19 protein-coding genes are annotated in these 22,794 nt (G+C 62.7%); 16 read left to right on the top strand and 3 right to left on the bottom strand.

Annotation, left to right across the window (positions count from 1 at the left end; all coding sequences use genetic code 11):
- Positions 1-37: 37 nt before the first annotated feature.
- The 16 genes from PUQ42_RS05365 (at position 38) to folD (ending at position 17,840) form a co-directional block, all read left to right on the top strand.
- A complete protein-coding gene (locus PUQ42_RS05365; protein WP_122121463.1) occupies positions 38-778 on the top strand; it encodes a dihydroorotate dehydrogenase electron transfer subunit in 741 nt (246 codons plus the stop codon).
- Entirely contained in the window at positions 772-1,719 is a 948-nt protein-coding gene (locus tag PUQ42_RS05370; RefSeq protein WP_087403725.1) for a dihydroorotate dehydrogenase, read from the top strand. The genes PUQ42_RS05365 and PUQ42_RS05370 overlap by 7 nt, the downstream gene beginning before the upstream one ends.
- 8 nt (positions 1,720-1,727) lie before the next feature.
- Complete coding sequence (gene pyrF / locus PUQ42_RS05375; protein ID WP_087309516.1) at positions 1,728-2,435, top strand: orotidine-5'-phosphate decarboxylase; 708 nt, start codon at positions 1,728-1,730, stop codon at positions 2,433-2,435.
- A 114-nt stretch (positions 2,436-2,549) separates the two neighbouring features.
- A complete protein-coding gene (locus tag PUQ42_RS05380) occupies positions 2,550-2,810 on the top strand; it encodes a thioredoxin family protein (protein WP_087309517.1) in 261 nt (86 codons plus the stop codon).
- Between the two features lie 84 nt (positions 2,811-2,894).
- A complete protein-coding gene (gene pyrE, locus PUQ42_RS05385) occupies positions 2,895-3,527 on the top strand; it encodes an orotate phosphoribosyltransferase (RefSeq protein WP_087309434.1) in 633 nt (210 codons plus the stop codon).
- An 11-nt stretch (positions 3,528-3,538) separates the two neighbouring features.
- Positions 3,539-4,624 (top strand): aspartate carbamoyltransferase, encoded by a 1,086-nt coding sequence (pyrB, locus tag PUQ42_RS05390; protein WP_122119596.1) that lies wholly within the window; start codon positions 3,539-3,541, stop codon positions 4,622-4,624.
- Between the two features lie 454 nt (positions 4,625-5,078).
- Positions 5,079-5,549: a 5-(carboxyamino)imidazole ribonucleotide mutase gene (gene purE, locus PUQ42_RS05395; RefSeq protein WP_087309436.1), complete on the top strand. Its 471-nt coding sequence runs from the start codon at positions 5,079-5,081 to the stop codon at positions 5,547-5,549.
- Positions 5,549-6,640, top strand: a complete 1,092-nt coding sequence (gene purK, locus PUQ42_RS05400) for a 5-(carboxyamino)imidazole ribonucleotide synthase (RefSeq protein WP_273371692.1) — start codon at positions 5,549-5,551, stop codon at positions 6,638-6,640. Before purE ends, purK begins: the two co-directional genes overlap by 1 nt.
- A gap of 29 nt (positions 6,641-6,669) precedes the next feature.
- Positions 6,670-10,395, top strand: a complete 3,726-nt coding sequence (locus tag PUQ42_RS05405) for a phosphoribosylformylglycinamidine synthase (RefSeq protein WP_273371694.1) — start codon at positions 6,670-6,672, stop codon at positions 10,393-10,395.
- A complete protein-coding gene (gene purC / locus PUQ42_RS05410) occupies positions 10,396-11,112 on the top strand; it encodes a phosphoribosylaminoimidazolesuccinocarboxamide synthase (RefSeq protein WP_273371697.1) in 717 nt (238 codons plus the stop codon).
- 1 nt (position 11,113) lies between these two features.
- Complete coding sequence (purF, locus tag PUQ42_RS05415; RefSeq protein ID WP_273371698.1) at positions 11,114-12,532, top strand: amidophosphoribosyltransferase; 1,419 nt, start codon at positions 11,114-11,116, stop codon at positions 12,530-12,532.
- Positions 12,533-12,569: 37 nt separating this feature from the next.
- The gene (gene purM, locus PUQ42_RS05420) at positions 12,570-13,595 is read left to right on the top strand and encodes a phosphoribosylformylglycinamidine cyclo-ligase (RefSeq protein WP_122119591.1); all 1,026 of its coding nucleotides are present in this window, start codon (positions 12,570-12,572) and stop codon (positions 13,593-13,595) included.
- A 4-nt stretch (positions 13,596-13,599) separates the two neighbouring features.
- Positions 13,600-14,172, top strand: a complete 573-nt coding sequence (gene purN, locus PUQ42_RS05425) for a phosphoribosylglycinamide formyltransferase (protein ID WP_087309442.1) — start codon at positions 13,600-13,602, stop codon at positions 14,170-14,172.
- 4 nt (positions 14,173-14,176) lie between these two features.
- Positions 14,177-15,706 carry a bifunctional phosphoribosylaminoimidazolecarboxamide formyltransferase/IMP cyclohydrolase gene (purH, locus tag PUQ42_RS05430; protein WP_273371703.1) on the top strand — a complete coding sequence of 510 codons (1,530 nt, stop codon included), beginning with the start codon at positions 14,177-14,179 and terminating at the stop codon, positions 15,704-15,706.
- Positions 15,707-15,725: 19 nt separating this feature from the next.
- Complete coding sequence (purD, locus tag PUQ42_RS05435) at positions 15,726-16,973, top strand: phosphoribosylamine--glycine ligase (RefSeq protein ID WP_273371705.1); 1,248 nt, start codon at positions 15,726-15,728, stop codon at positions 16,971-16,973.
- A gap of 18 nt (positions 16,974-16,991) precedes the next feature.
- Positions 16,992-17,840: a bifunctional methylenetetrahydrofolate dehydrogenase/methenyltetrahydrofolate cyclohydrolase FolD gene (gene folD / locus PUQ42_RS05440; RefSeq protein ID WP_087403717.1), complete on the top strand. Its 849-nt coding sequence runs from the start codon at positions 16,992-16,994 to the stop codon at positions 17,838-17,840.
- Positions 17,841-17,989: 149 nt separating this feature from the next.
- Here folD and PUQ42_RS05445 read toward each other — a convergent pair whose 3' ends face one another.
- The 3 genes from PUQ42_RS05445 to nadC all read right to left on the bottom strand — a co-directional run bounded on the left by PUQ42_RS05445 (position 17,990) and on the right by nadC (position 22,547).
- Positions 17,990-19,375 carry a GNAT family N-acetyltransferase gene (locus PUQ42_RS05445; RefSeq protein WP_273371708.1) on the bottom strand — a complete coding sequence of 462 codons (1,386 nt, stop codon included), beginning with the start codon at positions 19,373-19,375 and terminating at the stop codon, positions 17,990-17,992.
- Positions 19,368-21,443: an LTA synthase family protein gene (locus tag PUQ42_RS05450; RefSeq protein ID WP_273371711.1), complete on the bottom strand. Its 2,076-nt coding sequence runs from the start codon at positions 21,441-21,443 to the stop codon at positions 19,368-19,370. The genes PUQ42_RS05445 and PUQ42_RS05450 overlap by 8 nt, the downstream gene beginning before the upstream one ends.
- A gap of 249 nt (positions 21,444-21,692) precedes the next feature.
- Positions 21,693-22,547, bottom strand: a complete 855-nt coding sequence (gene nadC, locus PUQ42_RS05455) for a carboxylating nicotinate-nucleotide diphosphorylase (protein ID WP_273371714.1) — start codon at positions 22,545-22,547, stop codon at positions 21,693-21,695.
- Positions 22,548-22,794 lie beyond the last annotated feature (247 nt).

Below are 22,794 nucleotides of genomic sequence, written 5' to 3' on the forward strand. Positions count from 1 at the left end.
GAGCGCCATGATGACGGACAAATCGGCAAGCGGGACGATGTACAAGCGGGGACTCTACCGCATCGAAGAGAACGAACGGCTGACGGAGTCGGTGTGGCGCATGACGCTCGAGGGTGACACGCAGTGGATTACGGCTCCCGGACAATTCGTCAACATCGCCCTCGAGGGGCGCTATCTACGGCGGCCGATCTCGGTGTGCGACTGGGACGACGAGCGGATCGTGCTGATCTATAAGGTCGTGGGTGAGGGTACGGCGCAGATGAGCCGCATGGAGGCGGGCGAGGAGCTCGACCTGCTGACGGGGCTCGGAAACGGCTTCTCGACACGGATCGACGCCCGGCGTCCGCTGCTGGTCGGCGGCGGAGTGGGGGTTCCCCCGCTCTACGGACTGGCCCGCAAGCTGCTCGATGCGGGCAAACCGGTCGGCGTGGTGCTGGGCTTCAACACCGAGTCGGAGATCTTCTACGAGGAGGAGTTCCGCCGTCTGGGGTGCAGCGTCACGGTGGCCACGGCCGACGGTTCGCGCGGCGTGAAGGGCTTCGTGACGACGGCCATCGCCGAGGAGAGGCTCGATTTCGACTACTTCTACGCCTGCGGGCCGCTGCCGATGCTCCACGCTCTGTACAACGCCGTGGAGCAGGACGGACAGCTTTCGTTCGAGGAGCGCATGGGGTGCGGATTCGGCGCCTGCATGGGCTGCTCGTGCAAAACCCGGTACGGCAACAAGCGCATCTGCAAGGAGGGACCCGTACTGGAGAAAGGAGAGATCATATGGTAGGGAAACAGACGATACAACCCGGCATCGCCGCCGGGGTCGACACGACGGTGGAGCTGTGCGGCGTGCGGCTGGACAACCCGGTCGTACCGGCCAGCGGCACGTTCGGCTACGGCAACGAATTCAAGGACTTCTACGACATCAACATCCTCGGGTCGTTCTCGTTCAAGGGAACGACGCGCGAGGCGCGCTTCGGCAACCCCACGCCCCGCATCGCCGAGTGCACCGAGGGGATGATCAACGCCGTGGGGCTGCAGAACCCGGGCATCGACGCCGTGATCCGGCACGAACTGCCGCGGCTGCGGAGCTTCTTCCGCAAACCGGTCATTGCCAACATCTCGGGCTTCTCGGTCGAGGAGTATGCCTACTGCTGCGAGCGGATCGACAAGCAGGAGCAGGTCGGGATCATCGAGGTGAACGTCTCGTGCCCGAACGTGCGCCACGGCGGCATGTCGTTCGGCACGAGCCCCGAGGCGGCGGCCGAGGTGACGCGCGCGGTGAAGGCCGTGACTACCAAGCCGGTCTTCATCAAACTCTCGCCCAACGTCACGGACATCGTTGCGATCGCCCGGGCGTGTGAGGAGGCGGGGGCCGACGGCATCTCGCTGATCAATACGGTGCTGGGCATGCGCATCGACGTGGCCCGCAGACGGCCTGTAATCGCCAATACGATGGGCGGGTTCTCGGGCCCGGCGATCTTCCCGCTGGCCGTGCGGATGGTCTACCAGGTGGCCCATGCGTGCCGGATTCCGGTCATGGGGTGCGGCGGCGTGCGGTCGGCCCGCGACGTGATCGAGATGATGATGGCCGGCGCGACGGCCGTGCAGGTCGGCGCCGCCAATCTGGTCAACCCCTACGCCTCGAAAGAGATCGTCGAGGCACTGCCCGGCGAGATGCAGCGCCTGGGCATCGAACGTTTGTCGGATATAATCGGAATAGCTTGAAAAACAATATGGAACGAGACGTAATCATCGCCTGCGACTTCAAGTCCGCAGAGGATACCTTCCGCTTCCTCGACCTCTTCCGGGACGAGGCGCGCAAACCCTTTCTGAAGATCGGCATGGAGCTCTACTATGCCGAAGGCCCGTCGATCGTGCGCGAGATCAAGCGCCGGGGACACAAGATCTTCCTCGACCTGAAGCTACACGACATTCCCAATACGGTGAAGAAGGCAATGGCGGTGCTGTCGCGTCTGGATGTGGACATGTGCAACGTCCACGCCGCCGGTACGATCGAGATGATGCGGGCGGCCCTCGAGGGGCTGACGCGCGAGGACGGGACGCGTCCGCTGCTGATCGCCGTGACGCAGCTCACCTCGACGAGCGAGGAGCGCATGCAGCGCGAACTGTTGATCGGCGCCTCGATCAACGACACGATCGTCAAGTATGCGCAGAACACGCGCGAGGCGGGGTTGGACGGTGTGGTCTGTTCGCCGCTCGAAGCCGGTATGGTTCATGAGGCGTGCGGCCGTGACTTCCTGACCGTCACGCCGGGCGTGCGCTTCGCCGACGGCGACGTGGCCGACCAGGTGCGTGTGACGACTCCGGCCCGGGCCCGCGAGATCGGTTCGGATTTCATCGTCGTCGGACGTCCGATCACGGCGGCTGCGGATCCCGTAGCGGCCTATCGCCGTTGCGTGGCCGAGTTCGTCGGCGAGTAGCCAGAAGGCCGGAGCTGGGGGGGGGAAAAAAAACAAGCCATCCTCTTCGCCCGTATGGCAGGGCCGGAACGTTCCGGCGGCCGGAGAATTGAAAACGGAAAACACGGAAAAACCATGAAACCCGTAAAATTGTTCTATCTGAAGACGTGCCCTTTCTGCAAGAAGGCGCTGCGTTATATCGAGGAGGCCAAGGCGGCCCATCCGGAACTGGCTCCCGTTGAGATCGAGATGATCGAGGAGTCGGAGGAGCCCGAGGTGGCCGACCGGTATGATTACTACTACGTGCCGACCTTCTACGTCGACGGCGTGAAGGTCCACGAAGGGGGCATCTATCCCGACGAGGTGGAAAAGGTCCTGCGTCAGGCCCTCGAATAGGGGCGGATCGGGCGGCACTCCGGGAGCGGGCGTGCGGCCGGGTCTGCATGGGAAAAACAGAAAAACGAGCAGCATAAAAAAGTTATGGAAAAAGCTATTGCAAAGGATTTGCTGTCGATCGGCGCGGTCTTCCTGCGCCCCGAACAGCCGTTTACGTGGGCCAGCGGTATCAAGAGCCCGATCTATTGCGACAACCGTCTGACGCTGACGGCTCCCGAGGTGCGCAAGCACGTGGAGGCGGGCCTTGCGGAGATCGTCCGCACGAAGTATCCCCAGGCCGAGGTGCTGATGGGAACGTCGACGGCCGGCATCGCCCATGCCGCCATCACGGCGACGATTCTCGACCTGCCGATGGGTTACGTCCGCTCGGGGTCGAAGGACCACGGCCGCGGCAACCAGATTGAAGGCCGGCTGGAGAAGGGCCAGAAGGTGGTCGTCATCGAGGATCTGATCTCGACGGCCGGATCGTGCATCGAGGTGGTCAACGCCCTGCGTGAAGCCGGCGCCGAGGTGCTGGGCGTGGCGTCGATCTTCACCTACGGGATGAAGAAGGGGCTGGACCGTCTGCGCGAGGCCAATGTCGTCAACTACAGCCTCTCGAATCTCGACGCGCTGGTCGAGGTGGCCGCTGAGGAGGGATACATCAAGCCCGAGGACAAGGAGCGTCTGCTGAAGTTCCGCGACAATCCGTCGGACGAATCGTGGATGAAACACTAAAAATAGCACACATGCGTCATCTGATTGATCCTACCGATCTGACGGTCCAGGAGACCGAACAGATCGTGGCTCTGGCCGAGGACATCATCGCCAACCGGGCCAAATACAGCGAAGCCTGCAAGGGCAAGAAGCTGGCCACGCTCTTCTACGAACCCTCGACGCGTACGCGTCTGAGCTTCACCTCGGCGATGCTTGAACTGGGCGGCCAGGTGATCGGTTTCTCGGACGCCAATTCGTCATCGGTGTCGAAGGGCGAAACGGTGGCCGATACGGTGCGGGTGATCCGCTGCTTTGCGGACATCATCGCCATGCGCCACTTCAAGGAGGGTGCGCCGCTCGTGGCATCGCAGTATGCCGGAATCCCGGTGATCAACGCCGGTGACGGCAGCCACTCGCACCCGACGCAGACCCTGACGGACCTGTTGACGATCAAGCGCGAAAAGGGCCGTTTCGACCACATGACGATCGGCTTCTGCGGTGACCTGAAGTTCGGGCGTACGGTCCACTCGCTCATCAAGGCGCTGTCGCGCTACGAGGGGATCAACGTGATCCTGATCTCGCCCGAGGAGCTGCGTCTTCCGGACTACATGCTGCAGGAGATGCAGGCCAACTCGCGCATCACGTTCCGCGAGGTGCGCACGATGGAGGAGGTGATGCCCGAACTGGATATCCTCTACATGACGCGCGTGCAGAAGGAGCGTTTCCTGGACGAGGAGGAGTTCGACCGCGTGAAGAACAGCTTCGTGCTCAACCCCGAGAAGCTGCGTACGGCCAAGAAGGACATGACGATTCTTCACCCGCTGCCGCGTGTGAACGAGATCACGCGGGCGGTGGACAACGATCCGCGTGCGGCCTACTTCCGGCAGGTGGAGAACGGCAAGTTCGTGCGTATGGCACTGATCCTGACGCTGCTGCGCTGGGCCGACGAGAACCGGCCGTATGCCCGTACGCCGGTCTTCAACGAGGAGTATATCGTCAACGAGATGGTCTGCCCGAACCGCCGTTGCATTTCGGCCACGGAGGATGTCGACCAGCTGTTCCGGCGGATGCCCGACGGCACGTGCCGCTGCGCCTACTGCGAGGCCAAGGCCCGTTGACGGAGCTGAGGAGGCGAGGGCCATTCCGGCCGTTCCGCAAGGAAATTTCACCCCGGGAGCCGACGGCTTCCCGGGGTGTTTCGTACAATCGGAAAGAAGGAGGTTCGATTGTCGAAAAAATGTCGATAGAATCTCTCCGGGAATTTTGAAAGTCGGCCGAAAAGCGCTACTTTTGTAACGATGTTTTAACAGTTAGGTTAATCCCGATGATACAAGACTGCCTCTCAGACTGCTGCCGGCGAAACGTCGCTTCCGACGGGCGCGAGCGGAAGAAACAGCAGGTTCGGGCCGCTGCGTTCTATTCGGCGGTGTCCCGACAGCAGCAGTGTGCGCAGTCCCGGGGACGGCAAATGGTCTCCTGCGGACTTCTCGGATAGATACCGGACCGCCATGACATACGATGTCGTGGCGGTCTGCCTTTTGTTTTTGGATGATTTTGTAATTCGATATGACCATGAAAGTAGGCGTTATTATGGGCTCCGTGAGCGATTATGAGGTGATGGCCGATGCTGTCCGCACGCTCGAATCGTTCGGCGTGGAGTTTGAAAAACGGGTCGTCAGTGCCCATCGTACCCCCGATTTGCTGTGTGAATATGCCAAGACGGCCCGCTCGCGCGGCCTGGGTGTCATCATCGCCGGTGCAGGCGGCGCGGCTCATCTCCCGGGCATGGTGGCTGCCATGACCACGCTGCCCGTGGTGGGTGTTCCGGTCAAGTCACGGGCTCTGAACGGCCTGGACTCGCTGCTGTCGATCGTGCAGATGCCGGCGGGCGTTCCCGTCGCCACGACCGCCATCAACGGCGCCAAGAACGCTGCGCTGATCGCCGTGTCGATCCTTGCGCTGCAGGACGAGGCGCTGGCCGCCCGGCTCGAAGCCTTCCGCGCCAAACAGACCGCCGATGTCCTGAAAGCCGAACTCGACTGATGAAGACCATCGGAATTATCGGGGGCGGCCAGCTGGGACTGATGATCGCCGAACAGGCCCACGTGCTGGGCGTACGGGCCGTGGCGCTCGATCCGGCGCCGGATGCACCGGCCTTCCGCGTGTGTGACGACCACATTGTGGCGGCCTACAACGACGCCGAAGCGCTCGAACGGCTCTGCCGCATGAGCGACGCCGTGACCTACGAATTCGAAAACGTGCCGGGGGATATTCTCATCCCGCTGAGCGAAAAAAACAACATCCCGCAGGGCTACCGCCCGCTCTACGATTCGCAGGACCGCTTCCGCGAGAAGACGAACGCCCGCGATCACGGGCTCCGCACGCCGGGCTTTGCGGCCGTCGACGATGAGGCGTCGCTGCGTGCCGCCGTGCGGGAGCTGGGCCTTCCGGCCGTGCTGAAGACCCGCACGCTGGGCTACGACGGCCACGGACAGATGGTGCTCCGCCGCGAGGAGGATATCGAACGGGCGCTGCCGCTGCTGACGGTGCCCTGCATCCTGGAGGAGTTCATCGCCTTCGACTCGGAGGCCAGCATCGTCATGGTGGCCGACCGCGAGCATGTCGTGAGCTTCCCCGTGGGGCGCAACATCCACCGCGACGGCATCCTCGATCTGTCGATCGTTCCGGCGGCGGCCGATGCGGAGGTGCTCGGACGGATGAAGGTGCAGAGCGAACGCTTCATGCGCGACTGCGGCTACGAAGGGATTCTGGCCATCGAGTATTTCATCCGCGGGCGGGAGATCTTCTTCAACGAGATGGCGCCGCGCCCCCACAACTCGGGTCACTACACGATCGAGGGGTGCACGACCAACCAGTTCCGCGAACTGGTGCGCTATCTGGTGGGCGAGCCGCTGCAGGAGCCGCGTCTGGTGGCCCCGACGGTGATGAAGAACATCCTGGGACAGGATCTTGAGGCGGCCCGCCAGGTGGAGCGGGAGCATCGTCCGAACGTTTACGTCCACCTCTACGGCAAGACCGAGAGCCGCCCCAAACGCAAGATGGGGCACATCACCTTTGTCGGCATGACGGGTGAGTCGTACGAAAAGGAGTGGGCCGACCGTTTTGTGAAATGAGAACAGAGCAAAGACAAACAACACAATACATGAACACGACCAACTATCGTATTTTTGTCGAGAAACTGCCGCGCTTCCGGGTGGAGGCGGAGAGTCTTCGACGCGAGTTGAACACGAATCTCAACCTTTCGCTGCGCGAACTGCGGCTGCTGAACATCTACGATCTGTTCGGCTTCACGCCCGAGCTACTCGAAAAGAGCCGCTATCGCGTCTTCGGCGAGGTGGTGACCGATGAGGTGAGCGACGCATGCGACCTCTCGGGCCACAAGTACATCGCCGTGGAGTGCCTGCCGGGACAGTTCGACCAGCGGGCCGCATCGGCCGTCGACTGCGTGCGGCTGATCGACCCCGAGGCGCAGGTCAATATCCGTTCGGCCAAGTTGCTGCTCTTCGATCCGAGCGTCTCGGAGGAGGAGCTGGCCCGTATCCGCCACTACTACATCAATGCCGTGGAGTCGCGCGAGAAGGATCTCTCGGTGCTGAGCGACATGGAGCAGGCCGAGGTGAAACCCGTTCAGGTGCTGGAGGGTTTTCGGGAGATGAAGGATGACGAACTCGAACCCTATTGTCAGCGGATGGGTCTGGCGATGAATGCCGACGACCTCTACGAGGTGGTGAAGTACTTCCGCGCGGAGGGTCGCGACCCCTTCGAGACGGAGCTGCGCATCCTGGATACCTACTGGAGCGACCACTGCCGCCATACGACCTTCACGACCGAACTGGAGGGCATCACCGTCGAGGAGTCCTTCGTGAAGGACGAAATCGAGGATTCGCTGGCCCTCTACCTGCGCATCCGCCGTGAGTTGGGACGTGAGCACAAGAGTCTCTGCCTGATGGATATCGCCACGATCGGCGCCCGCTACCTGAAGAAGAAGGGGCTGTTGGACGATCTGGAGGTTTCGGAGGAGAACAATGCCTGCTCGATCTACGTCGATGTCGACGTCGACGGCAAGACCGAAAAATGGCTGCTGCAGTTCAAGAACGAGACGCACAACCATCCGACGGAGATCGAACCCTTCGGCGGAGCGTCGACCTGTCTGGGCGGAGCGATCCGCGACCCGCTGTCGGGCCGCAGCTACGTCTACCAGGCGATGCGCGTGACGGGTGCCGGGAACATCTACCAGCCCGTATCGGAGACGCTGCCGGGCAAACTGCCGCAGAGCGTCATCTCGAAGAAGGCCGCCGCCGGCTACTCGAGCTACGGCAACCAGATCGGTCTGGCCACGACCCACGTGCGCGAGATCTACCACGACGACTACGTGGCCAAGCGCCTGGAGGTGGGTGCCGTGGTGGGTGCCGTGAAGGCCGAGAACGTACGCCGCGAACGCCCCGCGCCGGGCGACCGGATCATCATGTTCGGCGGACGCACGGGCCGCGACGGCATCGGCGGTGCGACGGGTTCGTCGAAGGAGCACAACGCCAAGTCGCTCGAGACGTGCGGCAGCGAGGTGCAGAAGGGTAACGCCCCCGAGGAGCGCAAGCTGGAGCGGCTGTTCCGCCGTCCGGAGGTGACGCGCCTGATCAAGAAATCGAACGACTTCGGTGCGGGCGGTGTCAGCGTGGCCATCGGCGAGCTGGCCGACGGTCTGGACATCTACCTCGACCGGGTGAAGACGAAATACAGCGGTCTGAACTCCACGGAACTGGCCATCAGCGAGTCGCAGGAGCGCATGTCGGTGGTCGTCGAGGCCAAGGACATGGAGGAGTTCATGCGCTACTGCCGCGAGGAGAACATCGAGGCGGTGCATGTGGCCGACGTGACCGACACGGCGCGGATGCGGATGTTCAAGGGCGACCGCATGGTGGTCGACCTGAGCCGGGCGTTCATCGACAGCGCCGGTGCGAAGCACTATGCCGAGGCGAAGGTCGGTGCCGTCGAGAACCGCAACCCCTTCGAACGGCGGGTTGAGGGCGCCGCGGCGGCCGAACGCTTCGAGAACAATCTGAAGGACAACAACGTCGTTTCGCAGCGGGGGCTGATCGAGATGTTCGACTCGACAATCGGCCGCTCGACGGTGCTGATGCCCTTCGGCGGACGCACGCAGCGCAGCGAGACGCAGGTTTCGGTGCAGAAACTCCCGACCGACGGTTATACCGATACGGCCAGTGTGATGGCCTTCGGCTACAACCCCTTCGTGGCCAAGTGGAGCCCCTACCACGGGGCGGCCTACGCCGTGGTGGAGGCTGCGGCGAAGGTAGTGGCTGCAGGCGGCCGCTACGAGCGGATGCGCTACTCTTATCAGGAGTATTTCGAGCGCATGACCAAGGATGCCGAGTCGTGGGGCAAACCCCTCAGTGCCCTGCTCGGTGCGCTGCGGATGCAGGTCGAACTGGGGCTTCCGTCGATCGGCGGCAAGGACTCGATGTCGGGAACGTTCCAGCACATCAACGTGCCGCCGATGCTGATGGCCTTCGGCATCACGACGGTCGATGCACGGACCATCATCTCGACCGACCTGAAGGGGGCCGGACACCGTCTCTACCTCGTGCGCCACACGCCGCGTGAGAACTGGATGCCCGATACGGAGCAGCTGAAGCGCAACTTCTCGTTCGTGAGCGATGAGATTGCCTCGGGCAAGATCCTCGCGGCCTGGTCGGTGGGCTTCGGCGGCGTGGCCGAGGGCCTGGCGAAGATGGCCTTCGGAAACGGAATCGGCGTCGAGGTCGAGATGGCGGAGTCGAAGCTCTACGACTACGCCTACGGCTCGATTCTGGTCGAGTGCGAGGGTACGCTGGAGTATCCGGCCGCCGAGCTGGTGGGCTTCACCGTGGCCGATGCGGCCGTGACGGTCGGCGACGTGCGCATGCCCCTCGAGGAGCTCTACCGCGCCAATACCGAGAAGTTCGCAACGATCTATCCCGACAAGGGACACAATACGGCCGAGGTGATGACCTCGGAGCCCGCCCCGCGGAACTTCACCTATCCGGGCGAGGCGGTCGAACATCCGCTGGTCTACATTCCGGTCTTCCCCGGCACGAACTGCGATTACGATACGGCCAAGGCTTTCCGCAAGGCCGGAGCCCGGGTGGAGATGAGCGTGCTGTGCAACATCGCCGGCGACGACATCCTGCGCTCGATTGCCGAGATGAAGGAGCATATCCGCCGGGCGCAGATCTTCGTGCTGAGCGGCGGCTTCTCGTCGGGTGACGAACCCGACGGCAGCGCCAAGTTCATCGTCAACGTGTTGAACAACAAGGACATCATGGAGGAGATCCACGCGCTGCTGGATCGCGGCGGTCTGATTCTGGGTATCTGCAACGGTTTCCAGGCGCTGGTGAAGTCGGGCCTGCTTCCCTACGGACGGCTGGGTATGGTGACCAAGGATTCGCCGACGCTGTTCCGCAACGACATCAACCGCCACATCTCGCAGATCGTCACCACGCGCGTGGCCTCGACCAATTCGCCGTGGCTCTCGTCGTTCCGCGTCGGCGAGCTGCACTCGATCGCCGTCAGCCACGGTGAGGGCAAGTTCGTCGTCAGCGAGCAGCTGGCCCGCGAACTGTTCGACGCCGGGCAGGTGGCCTTCCAGTATGCCGACGCCGAGGGTCGTCCGACAGCCGAGGCGCCGTTCAACCCCAACGGTTCGTCGTATGCCATCGAGGGCCTCGTCTCGAAGGACGGGCAGATCCTCGGCAAGATGGGCCACACGGAGCGTTACGAGGAGAACCTCTACAAGAACATTGCAGGCAACAAGCGGCAGTCGCTCTTCGAAAATGCCGTAGCCTATTTCCGTAAAAAACAAGTATCAAGATAGATGAAACAACTTGAAATGCTCTACGAGGGCAAGGCGAAGCAGATCTTCCGCACGGACGATCCCGAGCGGATCATCATCCGCTACAAGGATACCGCGACGGCCTTCAACAACATCAAGAAGGCGACGATCGAGAACAAGGGGGTGGTCAACAACGCCATCTCGTCGATCATCTTCCGCGAGCTGGAGCGGGCCGGCGTGAAGACCCACTTCCTCGAGAAACTCAATGACCGCGATCAGTTGTGCCGTCGGGTGACGATCATTCCGCTGGAGGTGGTCGTACGCAACGTCATTGCCGGCTCGATGGCCCAGCGGCTGGGTATCGAAGAGGGCATGCAGCCTTCGAACACGATCTACGACCTCTGCTACAAGCGCGAGGAGCTGGGCGACCCGCTGATCAACGACCACCACGCCGTGGCGCTGGGACTTGTGACCTATGAGGAGCTGAAGACCATTTATGCGATGACGGCGCGCATCAACGAGGTGCTCAAGGCGCTGTTCGCCCGGATCAACGTCAAACTGGTGGATTTCAAGATCGAGTTCGGGCGTACGTCGGACGGCGAGATCGTGCTGGCCGACGAGTTTTCGCCCGACACGTGCCGTCTGTGGGACATGACGACCCACGAACGGCTCGACAAGGACCGTTTCCGCCGCGATCTGGGTCGTGTGCGCGAGTCGTATGAGGAGATATTGTCACGCCTGAAGAAAATTACCGAATAAGATGAGGATGAATGAGATTTGCGACCGCGAGTTGCACGAGGAGTGCGGTGTGTTCGGCATCTACGGGGTGCCCGAAGCCGCATCACTGACCTATTACGGGCTGCACGCCCTGCAACACCGCGGGCAGGAGGGGGCCGGTATCGTTTCGGTCGACAACAAGGGACAGTTCCGCCGCATCAAGGGGTGCGGACTGGTGACCGAGGTCTTCAACGAGGAGAAACTCGCCTCGCTTCACGGTTCGATGGCTATCGGTCACGTACGCTATACGACGGCCGGAGGCGGTGGTCTGGAGAATGTCCAGCCCTTTCTTTTCCGCCACAATACGGGCGACTTCGCCCTGGCGCACAACGGCAACATCGTCAACTCGGATCTGCTGCACACCTACCTCGAGAACCGGGGCAGCCTCTTCCAGTCGACCTCCGACAGCGAGATCCTGGCCCACCTGATCAAGAAGGAGACGCGCTATCACGACCGTCCGAGAATCTACTCGATCATCGACGCGCTGAACATGTTGGAGGGGGCTTTTGCCTTCCTGATCATGACGGCCAACCGCATCTACGCCTGCCGCGACAAGTACGGACTGCGTCCGCTGTCGATCGGGCGTCTGGGCGAGGGCTGGGTCGTGGCCAGCGAGACGTGCGCGCTGGATGTGCTGGGTGCGGAGTTCGTGCGCGACGTGGAGCCGGGCGAGATCGTCACGATCGACCACCAGGGGCTGCGCAGCAGCGACTACTCGAAGTTCAAGCGTCACGAGATGTGCGCGATGGAGTACATCTACTTCGCCCGTCCGGACAGCGATATCGAGGGGTGCAACGTCCACGCCTACCGCAAGGAGTCGGGACGGCTGCTCTTCCGGGAGGCGCCGGCCGAGGCGGACATCGTGGTCGGCGTGCCGGATTCGAGCCTGAGCGCCGCGATGGGTTATTCGGAGGCGAGCGGCCTTCCCTACGAGATGGGTCTGATCAAGAACAAGTACATCGGCCGTACGTTCATTCAGCCGAGGCAGGAGCTGCGCGAGAAGGGCGTTCGGATGAAGCTGTCGGCCGTGCGGTCGATCGTGCGGGGCAAGCGCGTGGTGCTGGTCGATGACTCGATCGTGCGCGGCACCACCTCGCGGCGCATCGTGGCGATGCTCAAGGAGGCCGGGGCGCTCGAGGTGCACGTGCGCATCGCCAGCCCTCCGATGATCGGGCCGTGCTTCTACGGCGTCGATACGTCGACCTACGACGAGCTGATCTCGGCACGCAAGAATGTCGAGGAGGTCCGTCGCACGATCGGGGCCGATTCGCTGGCCTTCCTGTCGCCCGAATCGCTCTATAAGGCCGGCAACCGCCGGGAGCTGTGCATGGCCTGCTTCACGGGACACTATCCCACGGCCCTCTACCAGTCGATGGAGGATGCCAACAAGGGGAACAAATAAATAATTGCAGGACGAAAATTTTAAAACCACAATAGCTATGGCTCAAAGTTATGAAAAGGCCGGAGTGAACCTCGAAGCCGGTTACGAAGTGGTGCGGCGCATCAAGAAACATGTGGCCTCGACGGCCCGTATGGGTGTGATGGGCAACATCGGCGCCTTCGGCGGGATGTTCGACCTCTCGGCCCTGCAGGTCAAGGAACCGGTGCTGGTAAGCGGCACCGACGGCGTGGGCACGAAGCTCAAGCTGGCCTTCCAGATGGACAAACACGACACGATCGGCATCGATGCCGTGGCCATGTGCGTCAACGACGTGCTGGCCCAGGGCGCCGAGCCGCTGCTGTTCCTCGACTACGTGGCCGTGGGACACAACATCCCCCAGAAGATCGAGGCCATCGTGGCCGGTGTGGCCGAGGGGTGCCGTCAGGCGGGCTGCGCGCTCGTCGGGGGCGAGACGGCCGAGATGCCGGGCATGTATGCCGACGGCGAGTACGACATCGCCGGATTTACGGTGGGCGTGGTCGAGAAGTCGAAGCTCATCGACGGCTCGAAGGTCCGTACGGGCGACGTGCTGGTCGGTGTAGCCTCGAGCGGTGTCCACTCGAACGGCTTCAGCCTGGTGCGCAAGATTCTGGCGGACAACTACCTGGATCTGCACAAGTGCTATCCCGAACTGTCGAACAAACTGCTGGGTGAGGTGCTGCTCACGCCGACCAAGATCTACGTCAAGCAGGTTCTGGAGGTGATCCGTCAGTGCGACGTCCACGGAATCAGCCACATCACGGGCGGCGGTTTCGATGAGAACATCCCGCGCATCCTTCACGAAGGCCAGGGTCTGGAGATCGAAGAGGGTACGTGGGAGATCCTGCCGGTCTTCCGCTTCCTGGAGAAGTACGGACAGGTGGCTCACCGCGAGATGTTCAACATCTTCAACATGGGTATCGGCATGGTCATCGCCCTGGATGCCTCCGAGGCGCAGAAGGCCATCGACATCCTCACGGCGCAAGGCGAACGCGCCTCGGTCATCGGCCGGGTTACCGATTCGGGAAAGGTTGTTATCCGGTAGGGGCATGCATCGTCTAGCAGTCTTTGCCAGCGGCAACGGAACGAATTTCGAGGCCATCGTGACGGCCTGCGAGCAGGGGAAGCTGCCTGCCGAGGTGGTGCTGATGGTCTGTGACAAGCCGGGTGCGACGGTCGTCGAACGGGCCGCGCGCCACGGTGTGGAGTCGTTTGTCTTTTCGCCGAAGCAGTACGCCTCGAAGTCCGACTACGAGCGTGAGATCGTCGCACGGCTGGATGCCGCCGGGGTCGAACTGGTCTGTCTGGCCGGTTACATGCGCATCGTGGGCGACGTTCTGCTGGGGGCCTATGGCGGGCGGATCATCAACATCCATCCGTCGCTGCTGCCGGCCTTCCGCGGAGCGCATGCCATCGAGCAGGCGCTGGAGTACGGCGTGAAGGTCTACGGCGTGACGATCCATTATGTCGACGGCGAACTGGACGGCGGACGGATCATCGCCCAGCGGGCCTTCCCCTACGAGGGCGACAATATCGAGGAGTTGGAACCGATGATTCATGCGGTGGAATACCCGCTTTATATCGAAACGATTGGAAAATTATTGAACGCAAAAAAAGAATAGGAATATGCGAGCATTGATCAGTGTAAGTGACAAAACGGGTGTCGTGGAGTTTGCCAAGGGGCTCCGTGCACTCGGTTGGGAGGTGATCGCCACGGGCGGCACGATGAAACTGCTGCGGGAGAGCGGCGTCGAGGTAATCAACATCAGCGACGTGACGGGCTTTCCGGAGATCTGCGACGGACGCGTGAAGACGCTCCACCCGAAGGTTCACGGCGGCCTGCTGGCGCGCCGCGACAACCCCGAGCACCTGAAGGCGCTGAAGGAGAACGGTATCGAGTTCATCGATCTGGTCTGCGTGAACCTCTATCCGTTCCGCCAGACGATCTCGAAACCCGACGTACGCATGGAGGACGCCATCGAGAATATCGACATCGGCGGTCCGTCGATGCTGCGTTCGGCGGCCAAGAACTGGGCCGACGTGACGGTGGTGTGCGATCCGGCGGACTATGAGCAGATCCTCGGGGAGATCCGTGCCACGGGCAACACGCAGCGCGATACGCGTCTGAAGCTCTCGGCCAAGGCCTATACCCACACGGCCGAGTACGACGCCATGATCGCCACCTACATGCGCAAGCAGGCCGGTCTGAACGAGAAGCTCTTCCTGGAGTTCGATCTGGTACAGTCGCTGCGCTACGGCGAGAACCCGCACCAGAGCGCCAAGTTCTACCGCGAGGAGCACGAGGTGCCCTATTCGCTGGCCTTCGCCCGTCAGCTGCACGGCAAGGAGCTCTCCTATAACAACATTCAGGATGCCAACGCCGCCTTGTGCATCGTGCGGGAGTTCGACCGTCCGTTCTGCGTCGGTCTGAAGCACATGAACCCCTGCGGCGCAGCCGTGGGCAAGGATGTCGTCGAGGCCTGGACGAAGGCCTATGAGGCCGACAAGGTTTCGATCTTCGGTGGTATCGTCGCCACGAACTGCACCGTGACGCGCGAGGTGGCCGAGCTGATGAAGCCCATCTTCCTGGAGATCATCATGGCGCCGAAATTCGACGAGGGGGCCCTCGAGGTGCTCTGCACGAAGAAGAACCTCCGCCTGCTGGAGGTCAACATGGAGAAGGGCACCGTGGATCAGAAGCAGTACGTGAGCGTCAACGGCGGTCTGCTGGTGCAGGACCTCGACGTCGCGACGAAGAGCGTCACGGCCGACATGTGCGTGACGAAGGCCAAACCGGCTCCCGAGCAGATGGACGACCTGAACTTCGGCTGGCATATTGTCAAGCATGTGAAGTCGAACGCCATCGTGGCCGTGAAGAACGGTCGCACGCTGGGTGTCGGGGCCGGTCAGATGAACCGCATCGGCTCGGCCGAACTGGCGCTGAACCAGGCCCGTGCCGCCGGCGAGACGGAGGGCATCGTGCTGGCTTCGGACGGCTTCTTCCCCTTCGACGACTGCGTGACGCTGGCCGCCGAATACGGCGTGACGGCCATCGTGCAGCCGGGCGGATCGGTGCGCGACGGCGATTCGATCGCCAAGGCCGACGAGAAGGGTATCGCCATGCTCTTCACCGGCGAGCGTCACTTCAAACACTGATCCCTCAAAGACGACGACTATGAATGTGCTGGTGATCGGCGGCGGAGGCCGCGAACATGCCATCGTCGATGCGCTGTCGCGTTCGGCGAAGGTCGGCAAGATCTACTGCGCTCCGGGCAATGCGGGCATTGCCCGGCAGGCGGAGTGCGTCTCGATCCGTGAGACTGCGGTGGAGGAGTTGCGCGATTTTGCGCTGGAGAAGGGGATCGGTCTGACGGTCGTAGGCCCCGAAGTGGCTCTGGCGGCGGGGGTTGTCGACTGCTTCCGCAAGGCGGGGCTGCGGATCTTCGGCCCCACGAAGGCCGCCGCGCGGATCGAATCCTCGAAGGAGTTTGCCAAGGAGTTGATGGCCAAATACGGCATTCCGACGGCCGGTTTCCGGGCCTTCACGGAGTACGGTGCGGCGCGTGACTACGTGGCCGGCCGTTCGTTCCCGGCGGTGCTGAAGTACGACGGTCTGGCCGCCGGCAAGGGGGTGGTGATCGCCCGGACGATGGAGGAGGCCGACGCCGCGCTGAAGGATATGCTGCTCGATGACAAGTTCGGCGAGGGCAAGGTCGTCATTGAGGATTACCTCGAAGGTCCGGAGTTCTCGTTCATGTGCTTCGTTTCGGGCCGCCGCGTGTGGCCGATGGTGCTGGCGCAGGACCACAAGCGGGCCTACGACGGCGACAAGGGCCCCAATACGGGCGGCATGGGGGCCTACTCCCCGCTGCCGTTCATCACGCCGGAGGACGAGCGCTTCGCGCTGGAGCGGATCCTGCAGCCGGTGGCCGATGCGATGGTGGACGAAGGATGCCCGTTCGAAGGGGTTCTGTACGGCGGTCTGATGAAGACGGCGCAGGGAATCAAGGTCATCGAGTTCAACGCCCGCTTCGGCGACCCCGAGACGGAGGTGGTGCTGCCGCGTCTGAAGAGCGACATCGTCGATATCTTCTGCGCCGTGGCCGAGGGGCTCGATACGCAGTTGGAGTGGCACGACTTCGCGACGCTGGGCATCGTCCTGGCCTCGAAGGGCTACCCCGGAAGCTATGAAAAGGGCCACGAGATCAAGGGGCTGGATCGCGTCGAGGGAACGGTCTACCACATGGGAACGAAGGCCGACGGCGAACGGATTCTGACCAACGGCGGACGGGTGCTGTTCGTCGTCGGACGCGGGGCCACGCTGGCCGAGGCCCGCGAGGCGGCGCTGCGCGACGTGGCGCGCATCGAGTGCGACAACCTCTTCCACCGGACTGATATCGGCCATTGGGCATTTGACAAATAGAAACGGTAAAATAAAAGTATGATAATTAGCGGAAAGGAACTGTCGGCCAAACTGAAGGCCGAAATGGCCGAGCAGGTGAAGAGCTTCCCGGCCAAATACGGGCGCGTGCCCCATCTGGTGGTGATTCTCGTGGGGGATAACCCGGCGAGTGTGAGTTATGTGACGGGCAAGGCGAAGGCGTCGGAGGCGGTGGGAATCCGCAACACGACGATCCGCAAGCCCGAGTCGATTACGGAGGCCGAGTTGCTGGACATCATCTCGGCGCTGAACCTCGACGACGAGGTGGACGGCATTCTGGTGCAGCTGCCCCTGCCCAAGCACATCGACGAGAGCAAGGTGATCGAGGCGATCGACAAGTCGAAGGATGTGGATGGCTTCCATCCGCTGAATGTGGCGGCGCTGTGGCAGAAACAGCCCTGTACGCTGCCCTGCACGCCGAAGGGAATCATCAAGATGCTGAAGGCTGCCGGGGTGGAGATCGCCGGTAAGCGGGCCGTCGTCATCGGCCGCAGCAACATCGTCGGACTGCCCGTCTCGAAGCTGCTGCTTGACGAGAACGCCACGGTGACCATTGCCCACAGCCGTACGCGCAATCTCGGCGAGGTGACGCGCGAGGCGGAGATTCTTGTAGTGGCCATCGGACGCCCGAAGTTCGTGACGGCCGATATGGTGGCCGACGGGGCGGTGGTGATCGACGTGGGTGTGAACCGCGACCCGGAGACGGGCAAGCTGTGCGGCGACGTCGACTTTGCCGCCATCGAGCCCAAGGCCTCGGTCATCACGCCGGTGCCGGGTGGTGTCGGTCCGATGACGATCTGCTGTCTGATGGAGAACACGATCGAGTGTTTCCTCAAGCGCCGCAAATAGCCCGGGACGAATAGGGGGGAGAGAGAACAAGTAACCCGGGGAGGTGAGAAAATCCGGGAGGTGAGAGAGTCCGGAGTGGAAGAGAGCCGGGATGAATGAGTCCGGAACCGCTAAGGTTCCGGACTTTTTTGTGCCGGTGTGGCGCTCTGCTATTTGCGATAGGTGGCTGTGAGGGTCTCGGGCAGCGGAGCCGACGCATCGCGCCGCCAGATCATGGCCCGGTCGGTGGCCGCATCACCCGTTCCGAAGTCGAATCCGTCCTCCGAAACGAACGTCACGGGCGTCTCTTCGGCAAGTCCAAACCCTGCGTAGAAGTCGCGGAGCCACTCCTTGCCGGGGGTTGGGATCAGGAAAGCCGCCGCATTGCCGCGCTCCTCGATGAGCGCCATGGCCTGCCGCATGAGCTGCGAGGCCAGCCCGCGGTGACGGTGGCTCTCGGCCGTGGCAACGCCATAGATGTAGGTCGTGGGCCCGAACTCCGTGTCGAAGGGGAGCAAATGGAGCATGGCCACCGTGTGCCCCTCCTCCTCGATGGTCAGGGCCCGGTGCCGCGAGTAGTAACGGATCAGGAACGAGTCGACGAAATCGTCGTCGTCGCCGAAGGCCTCCTGCCACAACTGCTTGCAGGCCAGTTCGTCGGGATGGAGGTGGATGGCCATGAACTTGTGCTGCAGGAAGGCCGGATGGTAGGAGAGTTTGGCGCGCCGGAGCCCTTCGAGACCGAGGTCCTCCTCGCGGTTGATGAGCGTGAATCGCTCGGGAAGGTGCTCGGCGAAGAGCTTGTTGATGATCGTGAAGGCGCCGTCGTACTCCGTGTCGGCCTTCTCCATGTGGGTGTCGAAGGTGTGGTCGTTGACCGCCGAACCGAAGGTGAAGGCCACCAGCCGGTCGCCGACATAGATACAGCCGCCGATAAGCCCCAGTTCGTCGAAGTGTTCGAATCCCCGTTGCATGGCCCGCTGTTCGGCACTCAGCTCCGAGGTGTGGCCCGTGTGCTCCTTCCGCCAGACGCGTTCGAGCGTCATGCACTCGGCCGACCGTTCGGGTGTCAGTACTTCGTAGCGGTAGTTGGGGTATTCGGCCATGAAGCGGTTGATGTGGTTGCGCTTGGGCTGGTAGCGGCGGCCCGGGAGGTCGCGCAGATCCGAGGCGTTGTAGACATAGTCTTCGAGGGCGCGGTCCGACTCGAAGGCGAACTCGCCGGGGTGCATGCGGCGGATCATCTCACGCCCCTCGTCCGTCAGGCCGATAATGCGCAGCCGCTGCCCGTGGGCGTGGGCATCCTCGCGCAGCAGCGGGATGATCGGCCCGAAATCGCCCTCGCCGACCGGCTGCATGTAGCCGATGCGGGATCCGCCGTCGATCTGGAAACGGATGACCAGAAAGCCCTCGATCTCGGCCCACGCGCTGTGATAGACCTCCTGCCAGCAGTACATGTTGGCAAAGGCCAGGTCGCAGTTGCAGATGCCCGACGGCATCGTATGGCGCTCGATGACGCTGCGGTCCTCGAGACGCACGGGGTGGAATTCAATCATGAACCGTGTAATTCTTGTTTTCGATATGCTGGTAGTACTGCTGCAGCAGGGCCTGAAATCCCCGGCGCAGCGAATCGACCGTAGGTGCCGCCGCCGGATCGTTTGCCGCCGGATCGTTTGCCGCCGGATCGTTTGCCGCCGCCGGGACGGACGGGTTCTCCGCGTCCGCCGTGTCAGCCGGAGCGGTGACTGCCGTCGTGTCAGCACCTGCCGGGGCCAGCTCGACGGGTCGCACTCCGGCCGGGACTCCCGCATCGTTGAGCAACAGGGCGCCGCGGTCGGTCAGGGCGCGGAACTCGCCGTCGTAGCTCACCGACCAGCGCGGACGCCGGGGTTCGTTGAGCACGTCTCGACCGAAGGCGAAGTAGGGCTTGCGGTTGCCGATCAGCCCCAGCAGGGTCGGCATCAGGTCGAGCTGTTGGGTGATCTCACCGACCTCGCCGCGCAGGGCGCCGTCGGGCGTATGGATGAAGGCCAGGATGTGCATGTTGCCGGGGTAGGAGCGTGTCCGGTCGGCAAACTTCTCCGAGGAGACGTGGTCGGCCACGAAGACAAAGATCGTGCGGCGGAACCACTCCTCATTCTGGAAGCGTTCGTAGAAGTGGCGGAAGGCCAGATCGTCGTACGCCACGCCCGGGTGGATCTTCGTGTAACCCTGCGGCAGCATTGCGGCATACTGCTCTGGGACGACGAACGGATGGTGCGACGAGAGGGTGAAGAGCGTGGCGAAGAAGGGTTCGGGCATTGCCGCGAGCTCCTCGCCCATGAATTGCAGGAATGGCTCGTCCCAGATGCCCCAGTAGCCGTCGAAATCGCCGGTTCCGTGTCGCTCCTCGTAATCCTCGCGGCTGACGAGGCGCTCGACCCCGGCCGAACGGGCGTAGGCCCCGAATCCCATCGAGCCGCGCTCCGAACCGCAGAAGAAGGCGGTCGAGTAGCCCTCATCGGCCAGCATGGCCGGCAGCTGGCGGCTCTCGCCGAGCGATTGCGGCATCAGTACGAAGGGGGTGCGGAACGAGGGAATGCTTCCCAGCACGGAGGGCATGGCCTGAATCGAGCGCGTGCCGTTGGCATACATCCGGCGGAAGGTCAGCCCCTGACGCATCAGCGAGTCGAGGAACGGCGTGAAGCCCTTCTGCGGCAGATCGGCGTAGATTTCGGGGCAGAGGTGGGCCGAGTGTTCGGCCGACATGCTTTCGAGAATGAAGACGACGATGTTCCGGCGTCCCAGATCGACGGCCGTAGAGTCGGCCGGCTGGTGGACGGGAGTGAAGCGCAGTGGCAGCTCCTCGTCCGAGAAGTAGCGGGGAAACTGGACGCTGGATGAACTTCCGGCCGTACGCAGGATGCAGAACGGATTGCTCAGAATGAGGTTGGCCTTGGCGCTCTCCGAGGTGTAGAGCGTGGCGTTCGAGAGGGTGATGGGCCGCGTCATGCGGGTCATGCCGCCGCGCATGCCGGCGATGCTCAACCCGGCGGCCACGGCCAGCAGCACCACTCCGCCGGTGTAGTAGGGCCAGCCGCGGCGCAGCAGACCCTCCTCGTGTACCCGGCGGCGGTAGCCCCAGGCCAGCAGGGCCGTGAGCGCGGCCCAAAGGAGGACGAGGTGCCAGTTTTCGGCCATGAACTTCCCGACGAGCTGCAGCGAGTTGTCGTTGTCGGCGAAGAAGATCTCGTCGGCCGTGAAGCGTTTCTGCGTATAGCGGAAGTAGACCGTATCGGCGAGGTTCGCGGCCACGACGAGCAGCGAATTGACCGCGACGTAGTAGCCGAACATCACGCCCCGGTACCAGCGGCGTTCACGCACATGGAGGGGCAGCAGCGACAGCAGGATGAACAGTCCGTCGGCGTAGACCACCGACGAGGTGTCGAACTTCAGCGCTCCGGCCAGCAACTGGCCGATCTCTCCGCCCGTCAGAGGGCCGATCAGCGCGGCGTTGTAGAGGTAGAAGACCGTGCGGCAGACGAACAGCACGATATAAAGCAGGAGAATCCGCCACACCAGCATACCCGGCGGTGTGCGGATCAGTCGGGGAACCCGTGTCGGACGGTCAGTCGTTCGCTCCATCGTATTCTGTTCTCAGTCCGGATGAGGGCGGGTCCTCTTTCCGGCAGTTCAATCGCTCGTTTCTCTCCTCTTCTTTTCCTTCTCTTCGCTCACTCGCAATCCTCTCCTCCTTCTCCTCGTTTCCTGCCCTCTCTTGTGCTTCTCTTCTCCTCTTCCTCTCTCCTGTGTGCCTTTCCGTGGCGTCTCTCTTCAGCAGGCTTTTTTTTCTTTTTTTTTTTTTTTTTTCCCCCCCCCTCTCTTGGCCCCGGGCTATTTGCAGGCCTTTTGCGACATGTTGATCGGGCGGATCTGGTGGGTCAGCGCTCCGACGGAGATGAAGTCCACGCCGCATTCGGCGTACTGGCGCAATGTCTCGAGGGTGATGCCGCCGCTGGATTCGGTTTCGCAGCGTCCGGCGACCTTTTCGACAGCGCGGCGCGTCATCTCGGGCGTGAAGTTGTCGAACATGATGCGGTCGACGCCTCCCGCGGCGAAGACCTCGTCGATGTCCTCCAGCGTGCGGACCTCGCATTCGATCGGGAGATTCTTGTCGTGGGCCTTGAGGTACTCGCGGGCGCCGGTGATGGCCTTGCGGATACCGCCGGCGAAGTCGATGTGGTTGTCCTTCAGCAGGATCATGTCGAAGAGCCCCATGCGGTGGTTTTCGCCGCCTCCGAACTTGACGGCCATCTTGTCCAGCACGCGCATGCCGGGTGTCGTCTTGCGCGTGTCGAGGACTTTGGTGTGGAGCCCTTCGAGCCGCTTGACATAGACGGCCGTCTGGGTGGCCACGCCGCTCATGCGCTGCATGATGTTGAGCACGATGCGCTCGGCCTGCAGCAGCGAGCGCAGGCGTCCCGAGACGTAGAAGGCCACGTCGCCGGGCTTCACGCGGTTGCCGTCCTGCAGCACCTGTTCGAAGTGCATCTCGGGGTCGAGGCGGTGGAGGACGATCTGCGCGATCTCGATACCGGCGATCACCCCCTCCTGTTTGCACAGGAGGCGCATGCGTCCGTGTTCGTCGGCGGGGATGCAGCAGAGCGACGTGTGGTCGCCGTCGCCGATATCCTCCTTGATGCAGAGTTCGATCAGTTCGTCCACAAAGGGTCTGTATTCGGGTTTCATCTTTCGTGCTTGTTTAATGGTTTTGCCTGCAAAGTTAACACTTCGCAGGCAAACTCCATCCCCGTGAGGACTATTTTTTTACCAGCAGGAGCCCTTCGTACTCCATGCGGTAGCTTCCGAGCTTGGGCACGCTGCAGGTGAAGGCCATGCGGCAGACGATGTCGTTGACTGATCCCTCGACGCCGGTAAGCGTGTAGGCGGGCATGTCCTGGTAGCTGTAACCGCCGCCCACCTGATTCGGGAGCCG

This window comes from Alistipes megaguti (assembly GCF_944320325.1).
GTDB classification, from domain to species: Bacteria; Bacteroidota; Bacteroidia; order Bacteroidales; family Rikenellaceae; genus Alistipes; species Alistipes megaguti.

Bases quoted from the DNA above. Each gene is read 5' to 3' on its own strand.
- PUQ42_RS05365 (WP_122121463.1), top strand. From the start codon at position 38: ATGTACAAGCGGGGACTCTACCGCATCGAAGAGAACGAACGGCTGACG.
- PUQ42_RS05370 (WP_087403725.1), top strand. From the start codon at position 772: ATGGTAGGGAAACAGACGATACAACCCGGCATCGCCGCCGGGGTCGAC.
- pyrF (WP_087309516.1), top strand. From the start codon at position 1,728: ATGGAACGAGACGTAATCATCGCCTGCGACTTCAAGTCCGCAGAGGAT.
- PUQ42_RS05380 (WP_087309517.1), top strand. From the start codon at position 2,550: ATGAAACCCGTAAAATTGTTCTATCTGAAGACGTGCCCTTTCTGCAAG.
- pyrE (WP_087309434.1), top strand. From the start codon at position 2,895: ATGGAAAAAGCTATTGCAAAGGATTTGCTGTCGATCGGCGCGGTCTTC.
- pyrB (WP_122119596.1), top strand. From the start codon at position 3,539: ATGCGTCATCTGATTGATCCTACCGATCTGACGGTCCAGGAGACCGAA.
- purE (WP_087309436.1), top strand. From the start codon at position 5,079: ATGAAAGTAGGCGTTATTATGGGCTCCGTGAGCGATTATGAGGTGATG.
- purK (WP_273371692.1), top strand. From the start codon at position 5,549: ATGAAGACCATCGGAATTATCGGGGGCGGCCAGCTGGGACTGATGATC.
- PUQ42_RS05405 (WP_273371694.1), top strand. From the start codon at position 6,670: ATGAACACGACCAACTATCGTATTTTTGTCGAGAAACTGCCGCGCTTC.
- purC (WP_273371697.1), top strand. From the start codon at position 10,396: ATGAAACAACTTGAAATGCTCTACGAGGGCAAGGCGAAGCAGATCTTC.
- purF (WP_273371698.1), top strand. From the start codon at position 11,114: ATGAGGATGAATGAGATTTGCGACCGCGAGTTGCACGAGGAGTGCGGT.
- purM (WP_122119591.1), top strand. From the start codon at position 12,570: ATGGCTCAAAGTTATGAAAAGGCCGGAGTGAACCTCGAAGCCGGTTAC.
- purN (WP_087309442.1), top strand. From the start codon at position 13,600: ATGCATCGTCTAGCAGTCTTTGCCAGCGGCAACGGAACGAATTTCGAG.
- purH (WP_273371703.1), top strand. From the start codon at position 14,177: ATGCGAGCATTGATCAGTGTAAGTGACAAAACGGGTGTCGTGGAGTTT.
- purD (WP_273371705.1), top strand. From the start codon at position 15,726: ATGAATGTGCTGGTGATCGGCGGCGGAGGCCGCGAACATGCCATCGTC.
- folD (WP_087403717.1), top strand. From the start codon at position 16,992: ATGATAATTAGCGGAAAGGAACTGTCGGCCAAACTGAAGGCCGAAATG.
- PUQ42_RS05445 (WP_273371708.1), bottom strand. From the start codon at position 19,375: ATGATTGAATTCCACCCCGTGCGTCTCGAGGACCGCAGCGTCATCGAG.
- PUQ42_RS05450 (WP_273371711.1), bottom strand. From the start codon at position 21,443: ATGGAGCGAACGACTGACCGTCCGACACGGGTTCCCCGACTGATCCGC.
- nadC (WP_273371714.1), bottom strand. From the start codon at position 22,547: ATGAAACCCGAATACAGACCCTTTGTGGACGAACTGATCGAACTCTGC.